The organism is Thermofilum pendens Hrk 5 (assembly GCF_000015225.1).
In the GTDB taxonomy this organism is placed as follows: domain Archaea; phylum Thermoproteota; class Thermoprotei; order Thermofilales; family Thermofilaceae; genus Thermofilum; species Thermofilum pendens.
On record NC_008698.1, the window covers coordinates 462809 to 477175 of the forward strand.

A 14367-nucleotide genomic window follows, 5' to 3' on the forward strand; every position below is an offset into this window, starting at 1 on the left:
CGCGCTAGAGATCGGCGCTATTCATTTAAAACGTTGTAACAGAGCTTGGGGTAATGCGTATGTATGGAGCATTGGAGCTTTACTCGCGGAGTGTGTCTCCAAAGCTCTTCGGAAACGAGTGTAGCTTTGAAGAGAGTGCTTACGTCGTCGTGGGTGCTCCTTTTGACTCAACGGCGACCGGTGTACCCGGACAAAGGTTTGCGCCTCAAAGAATACGTGAAGTCTCGGTAGAGCTCGAAACCTTTCTTCCCGACTTGCAAATAGATGTAGAGCGCCTCGCCGTCAACGATGCTGGAGACCTACCCGTATTAACCAGCGTAGAAGCCTTGATAGATATCCTGGGCGGAGTCGCCAGGGAAGTCTTGTCGTCCGGGAAAGGGCTCATCATGCTCGGTGGGGACCATTTCTCGTCCTTCCCCGTCCTCGTTGAAGCAGCAGGCAACGTGGACGAACTAGGCGTGCTCGTCTTCGATGCCCACCTAGATCTTCGAGACGAATACCCCGTCAAGTGCAGGTACAGCCATGCTACGGTCTTCCGCCGGTTAATCGAACAAACGAAAAACGTATACATCGCGTACTACAAGCCGCGCGGATGGAGCAGCGAAGAGTACGAATTCATGCGTCAATCGCCCAGGAAGCTCGCCGTTCTAAACACCCGGGAAGAGGTAGAAAGCTGGGTAAAGGAGCACAGGACGGTATACGTATCTATCGATATCGATGCATTGGACCCCGCGTATGCCCCCGGGACGGGTACTCCTGAACCTATCGGCCTCGCTCCCAGGGAGCTCGTTGACTCCCTACGCGCGGCGGTTCTCGGCTCAGAAAAACTCCTAGGAATAGACGTAGTAGAGGTTAACCCGCTAGTGGATGTTAACAACTTGACGTCAAGGGTTGCCGCGAAAATACTACTCGAAGCACTCGCAGCCATGTACGAGGCTAGGAAGATAGGCGCCTGCACGCGAACTTCTAAACACTTCTTAAACGGTTAAAGCCGCGCGCGAGATTTATTAACATGGCTAGAAATGTAGCCCACGTGGTCGAGGCTGACTACTCCCTAAAGACGTACAGGTGCCTTAGATGCGGCCAAGTCTTCACTAAGGAAGAGCAGGAGAGACTACCTGGTGTACGGTGTCCATACTGCGGTTTTAGAATAGTCGAAAAGGTACGGCTACCCGTACCCAAAAGAGTCAAGGCACTTTAGCGCGCGACTTATATAACCTAGGGGTCAAACTAGAGCTTAGCTGTGATGAGCCTTGCGAGATCTTGAAAGGTGACGAGTCGAACCCCTCTGAGCGCGCGTTAATATGGGCTACGCCGCGGTTTCTCCGCTATTACCCCGTAATCCTTGATTACCCTGACTATACGGAACCCCGCGCGTCTAAGCCTCTCAACTACGCCCCTCTGGATGTTTACCCCTCGGTGCTTTCCCGGAGCACCCGTGTAGTGGAAAACCCTTCCTCCTTTTTTCAAGACTCTCCAAAGCCTCGTGTAGAATTCTGCGCTGTAGAGGTGCCCAGCGAAGGCGAACACCGGCGGGTCGTGGAGCACTTTGTCGAAATACTCCTCGGGAAGCTCTCCGACCACGTCAAAGGCGTCTCCCAAGAGTATACTTGCTCGCGAAAGCTTTTCCGAGAACGGGTTATGCTCAGCAATATACAGCACGTTCGGGTCTTTCTCTATAGAAACCACTTCCGCTCCTCTCTCCAGTGCGCGTATAGCCGTGTAGCCGAGACCCGTACACACGTCCAGCACTTTCTCCCCCCTGGCTACGCCGAGCATCCTCACTTTTCTCTCAGCATCGCTCAGCGGGTCTATACCCGTGATGTTGTGCATATGCACACCGTTGATTTCAAGCGTGGGGGCTACCCTCTCCCCGAGATACTTCAACTTGTAGTAGCCCTTTTCATCTCGTACCTCGACGAAGTACACTCCCTCGGGTCCAACGTATAACAGCTTATCCGAGCCCGCGAGCCTCTCCAGGATGCCTAACGTCAACCTATGCGTCGCACCCTCCAGGTTTAGAGAGACTTCTGACACGGTTTTAACTGCGCGGGCAATACCTAGCCCTATGTCTACTGGGAGCTCAAATTCACCTGTAGGCGACTCTAAGACCTTTACCGCAGAGACCGGTGAGAGTACAAACCCCTTCCTCCTCCTGAACGCAAATGTGTCCACGTTTAACTGTACAGGCATCAGCGGAAAAAGCTTATTAACTCGGTTTCAGCAGTGAATATACGCGCGGAGACGCGCGGGCGGGGGTGCCCGAGCTAGGTCAAAGGGGGCGGACTGAGGCTCCGCTGGCGTTGGCCTGCCCGGGTTCGAATCCCGGCCCCCGCACCATTCTCCCCAGCAATTCAAGAACTGGGCCCGGTCTTTCCGCTTTTCATCCTCGAATCGAGCACTGCAACGCAGTAAGAGATAAGTGTACGGCGGCGTTGATTATTAGAGTCTCTATGCCTGAGGAGGGGCAGGGTGTAAGCCCTCGCGGGAAGCTCCCAGTACCGGTTGAGCAGTCAAGGATAGGCTACATTATAGGGAAAGATGGGTCCAATAAACGTCGATTGGAGGAAACCTTTAACGTAAAGCTGGACGTGGACTCTGCGACCGGAGTCGTGTACGTTGAGCCTGGCGAGGGTGCAACCCCTTACAACGTTTTCAGGGCTAAAAAAGCCCTGGAAGCAATATCGATAGGCTTTACGGTCGACGACGCGTTGCTGCTGGGGGACGATGCTTACGACCTAGAGGTTATCGACCTGTCCGAGGTTTCCAAGCGTCGCGAGGATCTCTCGAGAATTAAGGCTAGAATTATAGGAACAGAGGGGCGCTTTAAAAAGACCCTCGAAGACATGACTGGGGCTAGGATCGTTATAGGCGAGAAAGCCGTGGGTATTATCGGAGACTTCGAGCAAAACAAGGTCGTAAAGGAAGCACTCGAAAGGCTAATCGCCGGTCAGAGCCACCAGAGCGTTATGAAGTTTCTCGAAAGGATGAGCTTCGAGCTTAAGCGCAGGAGGACCCAGCTATGGGAGCGAATGCAGGGAATGTGAGGGCGAACACACTTGGCTGAAAAAGACTCGTCCGTACGCGAGGTTCTCGAAGACGTCTTCGATCAGAGAACCGTGCTCGCCGTTCTCCACTTGATGAATCGAGGAGTACTGGCAAAGCTCTATGGAACCGTGTCCACGGGAAAGGAGGCCAGGGTATACTGGGGTAAGGATAGAGATGGGAGAGACCTCGCGGTCAAGATATACCTCATTGTTACCGCGGAGTTCCGTCGTGGAAGGTTGAAGTACATCTTGGGAGACCCCCGCTTCGAGGGGGCAAGCCTGAGGGGAAGGGAGCTGATATACGCTTGGGCACGTAAGGAGTACCGCAACCTTAGGAGGGCTAGCCAGTTCGGCATTCCTTGTCCTAAGCCTATCGCGGTGTACGAAAATATTCTCGTGATGGAGTTTATAGGTAGAGATGGTGTCCCGGCGCCGCTCCTAAAAGACTCTCCTCCAAGCAGGCCCTACGAGGCCTTTAGAGAGCTGCAATCGTACATCGAGAGAATGGTTCTAGAGGCCGGGTTGGTGCACGCCGATCTCAGCGAGTACAATATACTCGTCGAGGACGATCGTCTAGTGATAATAGACTGGGGTTCCGCTGTGCTGTCTTCCCATCCGAACGCCGAGGAATTCTTACTCAACGATATAAGAAATGTCTACAGGTTTTTCAGAGAGCTTGGAGTAGATACCGGGAGACCCGAAGAATTCTTCGAACATATACGTTCGCAGATGAGGTAGCCGTGCTCAAGGTTGCATAAGAGCACTACAGGTGTTCTAGGAGAGCTTTGAGCTTATCCCTGCTCACGACGGCTCCGCCTGCGGCCGGGTGTCCTCCGCCTTCTATCCCTATCTTCGCCGCGATGTCTTGTAGTGTTCTGCCTATGTCTACCTCTTCGGTTAGCCTTCGGAAGGAGATTTTCAGCGTGCTATCCTCCTTCGAGAGGGGTGCCGCGACCCCTAGTAGCTTCTTGTCCCTGAACTTCTGGGAGAGTAGTGACGCGAGTATGCTCGAAAGAGGTCCCGTGAGCTTGGGGTTTGCGTCCCTGACCTCGATTATGACGGAAATCCTGCCCTCGTATACTTTGACCTTTTCACTGTCGCCGCTTAGAACGCTCTCTATGAGCCGCGCGAGAGTCTTCCTGTAATTGTTGGACACGTCCTCGGCTATGGCGAGCAGACTTCCTCTACCTCCGAGGTTTATGGCTACGGCGACCTCGTAGTTTTCCATGCGTCCAAGCGCGTTTAGAATGTAGGCATACTCTCTGAGGTCTCTGAGTGGGCTTTCCGGTTTTTCGCTTGCAAGGTAGTAGTTGTAGCCAATTATCTTCTGTGCATCCTTGACGGATAGCCCGGCGGACAGCATGTACTTCACTAGCTCCGTGGCCAGCTTCTTCACTTCCTCGCTGCTCAGAGACCCCACCGTTCTAAGCTCTTCACCGGCCTTGGGCTCTATGCCTATTTTCTTCAGGAAATTGTAGCACGCAGTCTCGTTGCCCGTGAGCCCGGGTAAGAAGGGGTCGGTTGTCCTCGCAATGGCCTTCACCAAGGGCCTCTTGGGACCTCCGAAGAACCTTAGCCCTAGGGACGCCTCAACGACTTTCCTGTCGAGAGCTTCCCTCAGTACCCGCTCGTTTAACCCTTTAAAAGAATAACGGGGTCCCAAGTCTAGCCTGTCACCCAAAGCTCCTACCAGTGCCACGTGAACCATCTTCTCCACTTTCTCGTCGAGCGACCGTAGCAAAAGGTATGTGAGTGTCGAAGCGCTAGCCTCCTCTGACCCGTTGAGCCCGACCCTGTAAGGGTTTATCTCTACGCAACATTCCTCGCCCTTAGGAGAAGAGGGCACATGGTGGTCGATCAGCAGGATGTTTTTGCCCTCCGCGTACCTCTCTATGAGGTGTTTGTAGCCGCTCCCGAGGTCAAGGAAGATAGCGTAGTCGTACTCTCCTAGCGGGAGCTCTTCGAGAGTTCTGGGATCCACTTGCTCCACGAGCCTGGCGTGGAAGGGTACCCCGTGGCTCCACAAAAAGTACAGCATGAGCGACAGAGAGGATAAGCCGTCGGCATCGTAGTGAGAAACTACGAGCACCCACTCCCTGCTCTCCAACAACTTGGACATGAATTCGGCAAAAGAGGACGTTAGCTCCTCGATTCTAGCCAACCCGGGGACACCAGCAATTTAAGAGCTGGGACTCTACGTGTAGAGTGCGATTTTCGATGGTTCGTACTTCCAGTCCGGCGGCAGTATACCCTCTCTCTTGTAGTACTTGACAAGCCTGTGGATCTTGCTCTCGATCAACTGGAGTCCTCTCTTGGAGTGGTAGTCCTTGGGGTGCTCCTCGAGGTGTTTCCTTACGCGAATAGCCCTCTTCATTAAGTTCATGAGGTCTTCGGGAATTTCGGGTGCAAGCCCTCGTTCCCTGAGTATTTGAAGAACGCTTTTGCCGGTAACAGCTTTGACCATGGGGATTCCGTACTGGTCGCGTAGAATGACTCCAATCATTGATGGTGGATAACCCTTCCTGTAGAGTGACACGACGAGCTCTTCTACTTCTTCGGGTCTCATTTTCACCCATTCGGGCTTCTTGAGCTGTGGCGGCCTCGTGGAGCCAGATCTACCCTTCTCCTTACTTTTTCTCATTACAGCCCCCTTTCCTAACTCAGTCAAACGTCATTTAAACCTTGCGCGTCGCGCGCGTGCTATCGGTCTTCAGTCACGGGTTCCTAACCGTTCTCGTAGCCACGTTGCAAAGTAGATATTCTAGAGGCTTGACACAGTACCGTATATGTTTCGCCTTGCGCTAAAAATATTTAAACTGAAAAACAAGGTTGATAGCGATGATTCCTTACGAGTTTGAAGTGAAAGATATTTTCGAGAAGTTCCAAGTTCCCGTCGAGAAGTCCTGCCTGCTAACTCACGAAGCTTTGAAGGATTCCTTGGGATGCATAAAGGGCCTGAGAACACCTTTGATTGTTAAAGCGCAGGTTCGCGGATGGGGTAGAGGGAAGGCGGGGTTAGTGAAAAGCGCCGAGAACCCCGAGGAGGCTTTGAAGGTTGCGCAGGAATTCTTCCTTCGAGAGTTTAACGGAGAGAAGATAAGGTACGTGCTGGTGTCTGAGAGAAAGAGGATACTCAGGGAAATGTACCTGTCCTTTATGGTTTCCTCTAACCCTCCGGGGTTCCTACTGCTGGCATCCAAGCACGGTGGTGTTGACGTCGAAGAACTTTCGAAAACTCCTGGAGGATTGCTGAAAATATTCATAGACCCCTTTGAGGGGTTGCGGGACTACATGGTTAGAACGGTTGCGGGTTATCTCGGTGTGCCGCAGGAGCACATAGAGAAGATTTTGAGAAGCCTTTGGCAGATATTCAGAGAGTACAACTTCACCTTGCTCGAGGTAAACCCTCTAGCGCTAACCGAGGATGGGGTACTGGCTCTCGACAGGAAGGGAGTCATAGATGATGATGCCTCTAGGAAAAGCTCCCTGACGGGGATCTTCGCGCGCTACTTCTCGGAGCTCGACGAGCTTAGCCTCTCGGCATTCCAGAAGGGGTTCTCCGTCGTGAAGCTCGACGGAGACACTGCCGTGGTGGGCAATGGCGCCGGGCTGACCATGGCTACGCTTGACGCCGTTCTCGAGGCGGGTGCAAGGCCAGGGCTTTTCCTAGACTTGGGCGGGGGAGCTGACGCCGAGAGAGTCAGGGAGGCCCTCCTACTCGTACTGAAACAGCAGAACATTTCGAAGATCCTCCTGAACATCTTGGGAGGGATAACCCGGTGCGACGAGGTGGCCAGAGGAGTAGTACAAGCCTTGTCGTCCGCTAAACCGAGTAGCGTGAAAGTAGCCGTGAGGCTTTCCGGTTTCATGGAGGACGAGGGCAGGAGGATACTGAGAGAGGCGGGTCTAAGCGCGTTTGATAGCCTGGAAGAAGCTGTAGCGAGCTTGTTAGGCTGAGGTGAGTGGTGCCCATGGCTATACTCGTAGACGAGAAAACCCGCGTGCTCGTACAGGGGATCACCGGCAAGCAGGGAATGCTCCATACCGAGCAAATGCTACGCTACGGAACGCGGATTGTTGCCGGTGTAACCCCGGGAAAAGGTGGCTCCACGATAGTCGGCGTACCCGTTTACAACACGGTGGCGGAGGCAGTGGATAAGCACCCGGAGATAAATACCTCTATAGTATTCGTCCCCGCCCCCTATGCGCCCGACGCCGTTTACGAGGCTCTCGACGCCGGTATAAAGAAGGTGGTCGTCATAACGGAGCACATACCCGTTCACGAGACCATAGAATTCGTGAGGTATGCGCTGAGCAAGCAGGCGGTAATCATAGGCCCAAACACGCCCGGCGTGATATCGCCTGGAAAGTCCAAGGTGGGTATAATGCCCGGGGAGTACTTTAAGCCGGGTAACGTGGGTGTAGTCTCGCGAAGTGGAACGCTCACGTACGAGGTTTCCCTGAGGCTTCTCGCTAGCGGTTTCGGCGTATCCACAGCTGTTGGGATAGGAGGAGACCCCGTCACCGGCCTATCCTTCGAAGATGTCTACGAGTTATTCGCGCGCGACGATGAAACAAGGCTCGTGGTTCTCGTCGGCGAGATAGGCGGGACAAAAGAAGAGAGATTCGCGGAGTACTACGCTAAGCTCTCCTCGAAAAAACCCGTTGTAGCGTTCATAGCTGGTAAATCCGCCCCGCCTGGACGCAAAATGGGGCATGCCGGCGCGATAGTCTTCGGCTCGGAAGGTTCCTACGAAAGTAAGGTTAACGCGCTGAGAAGAAGCGGTATCTACGTCGCCCAGAGCCTAAGGGAGATCGCGGAGATCGTGGCGCGTGTACTGTCTACGCCTCGATAAAAGTCCCGGCGACCCTCTCCCCTCTTAGAGCTCTAAAGATGTTTCCCGGAGGGTCTCCTTTGAGTACAAAAACCTTCACCTTACTTCTTTGAATAACGTTCAGCGAGAGAACATCTATCATCCTATACTCTCCCGCTACTTGTTCCCGCTGAAACATTCTTCTAAGCTCTTCAACCGAGACCCTTTCCATTAGGGTAGCCGCGGGGTTGCGCTTAGGGTCATCCGTGTATATGCCCTCGACGTCCGTGGCTATGATTAGCGATCCATTAAGAGACTCCGCAACTAGAGCTGCGGTAGTTGTCGTAGACTGCCCTGGCTGTAGTCCCCCCATGAAAACCACTCTCAACCCGCTTGCGAGAAGCTTGTGGACATCGAGCAAAGTCTCAGGTATGAGGGGCGGAGAGTTGTAGAAAGCAGCGTACATTGTTGCCGCGTTAAGCCTTGAAACCAGTATTCCCAGGTAGTCTAATACGCCCTCGTTCACACCCAACCTTCTTCCGAGCTGGATGTAGTTCCTCGCATAGCGCCCTCCCCCCACTACTACTACGACTCTCCCGTTAGACTCCGCTAGGTACTCGCGTAGCTCCCGGAGAAACCCCCTAACATAACCTTCCTTAAGCGACCCTTCATCTTCGAACAGTAGCGACCCCCCAAGCTTAACCACTGCGAGTGCAGCCTCACCCATAACTCCTCCACAGAAAGCCGTACTCCTACATCCTTATATCACTTCGCTTCGCGCGCCTGCGCAGGCATATGCGTGGAGTTAGGTTGTAAAGAACTATAGAAAATGCTAAAAGCAGTAGAAATAAAAGACGCATGAGAGGTATCTGCGCGTAGCGTGGTGGCGTGAAGATGCAAGAAAGCATCGAGAGGTATAAGCTCGAAAAACTAGTGGAAGAGCTCAAGAAGAAAGAGGGTAGGGGCACAGAGCTCGTGTCACTGTATATACCGGCTGGTAGACCGATAAGCGACGTTCTGAACACCCTGTACTACGAGTATTCGACGGCTTCTAACATTAAGGACAGGGTTACCAGGCACCACGTACTAGACGCCCTGGCAACAATAATCAACAGGCTTAAACTGTTCCGCGAAACCCCGCCGAACGGGCTGATAGTCTTTGCGGGCTATGTTGCTGGAGACGTGCCTGGCAGGGAGAAGATGGAGGTGCACCTAATAGAGCCTCCGCAAAAGCTCAACGTATGGCTCTACAGGTGCGACTCCCGTTTCTACACGGAGATACTCGAAGAGATGATCAGGGTAAAGGAGGTTTACGGGCTGATAGTGATAGAGCGCGACGAGGCCGCGATAGCTATACTCAGGGGAAAATCCCTCGAGGTGGTCGATGAGCTAACGGCCGGCGTTCCGGGCAAGCATAGAAGCGGTGGCCAGTCTGCTAGGAGGTTTGAGAGGATAATAGAGCAACTCGTCCACGAGTTCTATAAGAGAGTCGGAGAACATGCCAACAAGATCTTCCTCCCGTTGAAAGACGAGCTCAGAGGCATAATCATAGGTGGTCCCGGCTTCTCCAAGAAGGAGTTCGCCGAGGGAGATTACCTCCACTACGAGCTTAGGCAAAAGATACTAGGCCTGTTCGACGTAGGGTACGGAGGGGTCTCGGGCTTGTACGAACTTCTAGAAAAGTCGAAGGACCTTATAAAGGATGTCCAGTTTATGAAGGAGAGAGAGGCGGTGAACCAGTTTCTCTACCATCTAGCAAGGGATACAGGGCTCGCAGTTTACGGTGAGGCTGAAGTTCGAGAAGCACTACAGCTAAACGCGGTCGAAAAACTACTCCTATCAGAAGACCTGGAGAAAATACGGGTACGTGCGAAGTGCACGTCGTGCAAGCACGAGTTCGAAGCCACCTTGCACAGTGAGTCAGAGGTCGCTCAGCTGAAGTGCCCTAAGTGCGGCGGAGAAGTGGAGATAATTGAGAACAGGTCTGTCGTAGAGGAGCTCGCGGAGCTCGCGGAGAAAACAGGAGCGGAGGTAGTGCTAGTCTCCACTCAGTCAGCGGAGGGAAAAGAGTTCTTCAAGACCTTCGGGGGTATAGGCGCTATTCTAAGGTACAGGCTACAGCGATGAGCCCTTTGAGGAAGAAATGGCTGGAGATTCTGCTAAACAGGATACCTAGGCATCCCTCGCCAAAGATAGAGCTCGAGCAGTATGCTACCCCATCGACGCTCGCCGCAACGTTGCTGTGGATCGCCCAGGAACATTTCCAGGACATAAGCGGGAAAAAGGTGCTGGACCTAGGATGCGGGACAGGCAGGCTGGGGATAGGTGCCGCACTTCTCGGCGGCATTGTTGTGATGCTGGACCTGGACTTTTCCGCAGTAAGCGAGGCTAAGAGCGCGGCGATAAGACTCGGGGTCTACGAGCGCGTAGATCTCCTGGTGGCGGACGTCAGGCTGATACCTCTACGCGAGGGTATCCTCTTCGACACAGTCGTAGAGAACCCTCCATTCGGCGTGCATGCGAGGGGAAGCGATATCACCTTCTTATCGCGTGCTGTGATGCTTGCCGGCACGGTTTACAGCATACACAAAAGCTCGAGCGTAGACTTCGTTAAATCATACCTAGAGAAAATGTGTGGAGACATTAGGGTCCAAGTTCTCTTCGAGGAGAGAATGTGTCTGCCCCCCGAGTACCCGTTCCACAGAAAGAGGAGACACTGTTTCAACGTGGCGGTTATCAGGGTCGTGAAACTGTGAATTGCGGTTCCGAGTGTGCCAGAAGGGGTAACCGAGCGCCAACCGGAAATCGCATATATATCTGCGCGCGTTAAAGCTACGGTGTTTCGTAGTGAGGGAAGACAGGGTAGTGATCCCCGGAGAAAACGTCGGCGTAGCGGAAGAGTACTTGCCGGGTGAAAACGTATATGTTGACGAGGAGACTGGCGACTTAAAAGCCAAGAGGGTCGGCGTACTGAAAGAGGAGAGAGCTCAGCACATCGTCAAGGTTTTTCCCTTCAAGCCCGACGGTCAGCTCGGGAAGGGCGATGTGGTTTACGCTGTAGTCAAGCAGATAAGAGACCCCGTAGCTATAGTCGAGATTTTCTACGTTGAAAACAAACGTAGGAAACTGATACCCCCGCTAACCGGGATACTGCACGTGTCTAACGCAAGTAGCTCGAGGGTTCGTCTACTCTCGGACGTGATAGGCTACGGGGACGTAATAAGAGCGACTATAGCTGACGAAGGAGGACCTCCTTACTACCTCTCCATAAGGGGGAGGGAGTTTGGAGTCGTCGTGGCTAAGTGCCCCAGCTGCATGACACCAATGAGAAAGCGCGGGGTAATACTGCTCTGCCCGAACTGCAGGTATAAGACCCGTAGGAGAAAGGTGAGCTCTAGGTACATGCTGAAGTAGCGCGTGGCGCGCGGTGTCTGCCTTGCGTGGAGTCACGTTAACGTTCACGTTTAACGATTCGGGAGAGGCGGTTTCCTTCCTGTCCATGCTTAAAAAGGAGCTTGGAGACGCCCGCCTCTACGGCGAGATTAAAGGAAAAAAGCTCAAGGTGTTTATCCCAGAAGGAGAGCGGACAGATGACATTGTGAGAAGGGTAAAGACGCTGTACCGCGAGATCCACGAAAAAACTTTAACAGTGCGCCCCAGGAAGCTCGGCGTATCTACGATCCTCTCGATGGCTAACCTCGAAGTAGCCATACCGGTTCCCGCCCTTGCAGATGTCCTCAACATGGTGGGGAAAAAAGCCGTGCTTAGAGGAGAATACCTAGAGACCAACGCCTCCCTGAAGGAGGCGGTAGAGTTCGCAGAAAAACTTTCCCGCGCGTATAAGAGCCTACTTCACGAGCCGCTCACCGCTACCGCGAGAAGACTTGCCGCCGTAGCTTCCGTTGTACTAGGGACAGAACCCGACAAGGCTGTTGACCTCCTAGTTTCCAAGGGCATTTTAAAACAAGTCGAGGGCAACGTCTCGCTGTCCGAGGAGTACACGAAGAGCCTTTCAAGGCTTAGGAGTCTGCTTGAAGAGAGACGAGACGACGTACGAGAGACCTCTATCTAGCACTCTTCTCGCAAGCTTCTCGGGTAGAGGAGTCTCGTACTTCTCCACGTAAATAAACCTTAGCGACTTCGAGGATGGACGCACCGTAACCTTAGAGGCTTCCTGTAGCTTCGAGTATACCTGTCCGTCCACCACCAGGTTCGCCGGGTGCGCGATTACCTTTACAGCTATCGAGCCGCCGTGAACTATTAACGGACGGATGAGGGGTGAGAGAGCCCCGGGAAAAACAACTTCTAGAGCCCTTTGACCTGTGTCGATGATTACTGGACCGCCGTACGAAAACGCATGGCCCGTGCTTCCGGCTGGCGTTGCTACAATTACGCCGTCCCCTCTGACTCTGTACAAGCTTTCATCGTTAAGCAATACTTCGAACTCTACTATCTTCCCGGGCTCCGACCACACGCATACTTCGTTGAGAAAAACTCCTGCCCTTTCTCCCGCAATGAACTCTCCGAGAGCCACGTCCCGCTCCGAATAGTTGCCCCTCAAGACCTCCTCGAGAACCTCCCTTGCAACGTCTACCCTGTGGGGAAGCAGGTAGCCGAGGCTATCGGAGGAAAAGCCTAGAATCGGAGGAAGCACCGCGTTGCTCTTCTGAACGGTTCTTAAAAGAGTCCCGTCACCTCCAACGACTATACCCAGGTCAGCTTCGCGGGCTTCTAGCTCCGAAAGGCTACGCCCAGGTATAACGTGGCCGAGCAAGGGGTCTACGTACACGTCTAGCCCTCTATCCGTCAGGTATCGATAAAGCAGGCGCGCATGTTCCAACACTACTGGATCGTTAGCCCTAGCCTTCATCCAGACCTTTCTGAAGCTCATTACGAACACTCCCAGAAGTAATGTGTCAAAGGCGGTTAATTTTAATTTTTATTATCTTTTAACGTGCTCCTCTAACATGCGAACTTGTTGGTCTAAGCCCCTCTCCTTAAGCGTGCAAGGTAGTCGCTGAGCGGCTCCCTGATAACTATACCCTTCCCCGATACAATGTCGAAGATATACTTGCTGGGCTTTACCGGGGCCCATCTAGCCTTCCTTATGTACATGACCCTTTCGACGTTACCGTATATCTCCTCTATTCCGAGAACTATTATTCCCGACGCCAGGAACTCCTCCACGCCGAATCTGCTGAGCTTGGTGCTGCCAGTGGGTATCTCGCTCGTCATTATGGTTGTTAGCTCCCCAGTCTTTTCGATAGCGAAGACCATCTCCCTGAGGAACTCCCTGGCGTAGAGCACGTCCTCTTCTTTGCCGCCGTAGACTAGCGGTGCAATGGGATCTATGACTAGCCTTTTAGCGTTTATTTTCTTGGCGGCGTTAAGTATCTGCTCGATAATATACCTGGGCTCGATGTGCTTTCTCTCGTCCCTCATGTAGATCTTGCTGAAGTGCGTCCTCATGTCCAGGAACATCAGCTTCCTAGCCGAGATTAAGTCGCCTAGGTCCCAGCCGAACAGCTTCAACCCGCGCAACAACTGGTTCGTAGGCTCGTCTATAGCTATATAGAGCCCGGGCTCGCCGTTTAACGCTCCATTAATCAGGAACTGAATAGAGAATATCGTTTTACCGCAACCCGCCTCCCCAGCTACCAAGTACGTCTTACCGCGTAGAAAACCTCCTGCGAGGATCTCGTCAAGGCCAGGTATGCCGGTAGGCGCGTAAAGTGCTCTCTTCGACAGCAAAGCCTGATTAGTCGACATGACCTCATATGCCTCATCCGTATAGGGTATTTCCTCGACAGGATAAGGCTCCTGGGCAACGGGATAAGCATTACCAGCGACGCTGGCAACCGGTTGCGGGTACTGCACTGCTGTCTGCGTCGCCTCGACGACAGTAGCCTGAGACACCTGGACAGCCTCTGCTGGCTGGGCTACCCTGCAGGGCGGGCTGTAGGGGTCCGCGACTCTCGTTTTAAGCTTTAAACAGTACTGCCTGGACTTTATGTAGAGAGGGCATCCTATGCACGAAGACCTAGCAACCCTATCCATGCCTGCCAAGTCAAACCCCATTTCTGAATTTTAGAAAAGTGGTGTTTATATATGTGTTGATTAGCGCGCGTAGCAGTCGAGGAGTAATGACCCTCCCTTTCCATAGCGCTTTATTCCGGTGGAGAATCTCTTAGGCGCGCCCCTTCTCCCACAACTCCCTGAATTTCAAGCAAGGCTAGAAGGATTCGAGAATAGGTATTGAGAGAGGCCCTCAAGCTTGACACTTTAGACGAAACGATGGTTAAGGTTAGGGAGCCCCCTTCGACGCTGAGAGATACCTTGGACCGATACCTAGGCACTTCCTCCGTTTCAGGCTTCAGAGAACGGTAAATGATGGACACCTCCTCTTCGGTTCCAAGTACCCTGACCACTGCCTTCAATGGGGCGCCACTCTTCGACACACAAGCACAGGACGCGTGCACAAATAAAGCTTGTTTTCAAACACTAAG

17 protein-coding genes and 1 tRNA gene are annotated in these 14367 nt (G+C 53.1%); 11 read left to right on the forward strand and 7 right to left on the reverse strand.

Annotated features, from left to right (window positions below; all coding sequences use genetic code 11):
• The first annotated feature begins 59 nt into the window (after window positions 1-59).
• Window positions 60-989, forward strand: coding sequence for an agmatinase (speB, locus tag TPEN_RS02640; protein ID WP_011752180.1), 930 nt, complete (start codon window positions 60-62; stop codon window positions 987-989).
• 23 nt (window positions 990-1012) lie between these two features.
• On the forward strand, window positions 1013-1201 hold the full coding sequence (locus tag TPEN_RS02645; RefSeq protein ID WP_011752181.1) for a TFIIB-type zinc ribbon-containing protein: 189 nt from the start codon (window positions 1013-1015) through the stop codon (window positions 1199-1201).
• 98 nt (window positions 1202-1299) lie between these two features.
• Here the strand turns inward: TPEN_RS02645 and TPEN_RS02650 are convergent, their stop codons facing one another.
• Window positions 1300-2193, reverse strand: a complete 894-nt coding sequence (locus TPEN_RS02650; protein ID WP_011752182.1) for a methyltransferase domain-containing protein — start codon at window positions 2191-2193, stop codon at window positions 1300-1302.
• 59 nt (window positions 2194-2252) lie between these two features.
• Here TPEN_RS02650 and TPEN_RS02655 point away from each other — a divergent pair.
• The 3 genes from TPEN_RS02655 (at window position 2253) to TPEN_RS02665 (ending at window position 3785) form a co-directional block, all read left to right on the forward strand.
• Window positions 2253-2340, forward strand: a tRNA-Leu gene (locus tag TPEN_RS02655).
• 113 nt (window positions 2341-2453) lie between these two features.
• Complete coding sequence (locus TPEN_RS02660; RefSeq protein WP_011752183.1) at window positions 2454-3047, forward strand: KH domain-containing protein; 594 nt, start codon at window positions 2454-2456, stop codon at window positions 3045-3047.
• Window positions 3048-3059: 12 nt separating this feature from the next.
• Window positions 3060-3785 carry a serine protein kinase RIO gene (locus tag TPEN_RS02665; RefSeq protein WP_011752184.1) on the forward strand — a complete coding sequence of 242 codons (726 nt, stop codon included), beginning with the start codon at window positions 3060-3062 and terminating at the stop codon, window positions 3783-3785.
• A gap of 25 nt (window positions 3786-3810) precedes the next feature.
• Here the strand turns inward: TPEN_RS02665 and TPEN_RS02670 are convergent, their stop codons facing one another.
• On the reverse strand, window positions 3811-5208 hold the full coding sequence (locus TPEN_RS02670) for a DHH family phosphoesterase (protein ID WP_011752185.1): 1398 nt from the start codon (window positions 5206-5208) through the stop codon (window positions 3811-3813).
• A gap of 33 nt (window positions 5209-5241) precedes the next feature.
• Window positions 5242-5688, reverse strand: coding sequence for a 30S ribosomal protein S15 (locus TPEN_RS02675; protein ID WP_011752186.1), 447 nt, complete (start codon window positions 5686-5688; stop codon window positions 5242-5244).
• Between the two features lie 218 nt (window positions 5689-5906).
• On the opposite strand from TPEN_RS02675, the gene TPEN_RS02680 reads away from it, so the two are divergent.
• Together TPEN_RS02680 and sucD are read left to right on the forward strand one after the other, a co-directional pair.
• Window positions 5907-7004, forward strand: a complete 1098-nt coding sequence (locus TPEN_RS02680; RefSeq protein WP_219729829.1) for a succinate--CoA ligase subunit beta — start codon at window positions 5907-5909, stop codon at window positions 7002-7004.
• Window positions 7005-7018: 14 nt separating this feature from the next.
• The gene (gene sucD / locus TPEN_RS02685) at window positions 7019-7903 is read left to right on the forward strand and encodes a succinate--CoA ligase subunit alpha (RefSeq protein ID WP_011752188.1); all 885 of its coding nucleotides are present in this window, start codon (window positions 7019-7021) and stop codon (window positions 7901-7903) included.
• Here sucD and pyrH read toward each other — a convergent pair.
• Window positions 7890-8588: a UMP kinase gene (pyrH, locus tag TPEN_RS02690; RefSeq protein ID WP_011752189.1), complete on the reverse strand. Its 699-nt coding sequence runs from the start codon at window positions 8586-8588 to the stop codon at window positions 7890-7892. The genes sucD and pyrH overlap by 14 nt on opposite strands.
• Window positions 8589-8755: 167 nt before the next feature.
• Here pyrH and prf1 point away from each other — a divergent pair, with 167 nt between their 5' ends.
• The 4 genes from prf1 (at window position 8756) to TPEN_RS02710 (ending at window position 11933) form a co-directional block, all read left to right on the forward strand.
• On the forward strand, window positions 8756-9988 hold the full coding sequence (prf1, locus tag TPEN_RS02695; RefSeq protein ID WP_011752190.1) for a peptide chain release factor aRF-1: 1233 nt from the start codon (window positions 8756-8758) through the stop codon (window positions 9986-9988).
• Entirely contained in the window at window positions 9985-10617 is a 633-nt protein-coding gene (locus TPEN_RS02700) for an METTL5 family protein (RefSeq protein WP_011752191.1), read from the forward strand. The genes prf1 and TPEN_RS02700 overlap by 4 nt, the downstream gene beginning before the upstream one ends.
• 91 nt (window positions 10618-10708) lie before the next feature.
• Complete coding sequence (locus tag TPEN_RS02705) at window positions 10709-11275, forward strand: exosome complex RNA-binding protein Csl4 (RefSeq protein ID WP_011752192.1); 567 nt, start codon at window positions 10709-10711, stop codon at window positions 11273-11275.
• Window positions 11276-11288: 13 nt separating this feature from the next.
• Entirely contained in the window at window positions 11289-11933 is a 645-nt protein-coding gene (locus tag TPEN_RS02710; protein ID WP_148677902.1) for a DUF2067 domain-containing protein, read from the forward strand.
• Here the strand turns inward: TPEN_RS02710 and TPEN_RS02715 are convergent.
• The 3 genes from TPEN_RS02715 to TPEN_RS09720 all read right to left on the reverse strand — a co-directional run bounded on the left by TPEN_RS02715 (window position 11874) and on the right by TPEN_RS09720 (window position 14289).
• Window positions 11874-12752 carry an NAD(+)/NADH kinase gene (locus TPEN_RS02715; protein WP_011752194.1) on the reverse strand — a complete coding sequence of 293 codons (879 nt, stop codon included), beginning with the start codon at window positions 12750-12752 and terminating at the stop codon, window positions 11874-11876. The genes TPEN_RS02710 and TPEN_RS02715 overlap by 60 nt on opposite strands.
• 92 nt (window positions 12753-12844) lie before the next feature.
• The gene (locus TPEN_RS02720; RefSeq protein WP_011752195.1) at window positions 12845-13939 is read right to left on the reverse strand and encodes an ATPase domain-containing protein; all 1095 of its coding nucleotides are present in this window, start codon (window positions 13937-13939) and stop codon (window positions 12845-12847) included.
• 89 nt (window positions 13940-14028) lie between these two features.
• Window positions 14029-14289 (reverse strand): KEOPS complex subunit Pcc1, encoded by a 261-nt coding sequence (locus TPEN_RS09720; protein ID WP_245534189.1) that lies wholly within the window; start codon window positions 14287-14289, stop codon window positions 14029-14031.
• Between the last annotated feature and the right edge of the window lie 78 nt (window positions 14290-14367).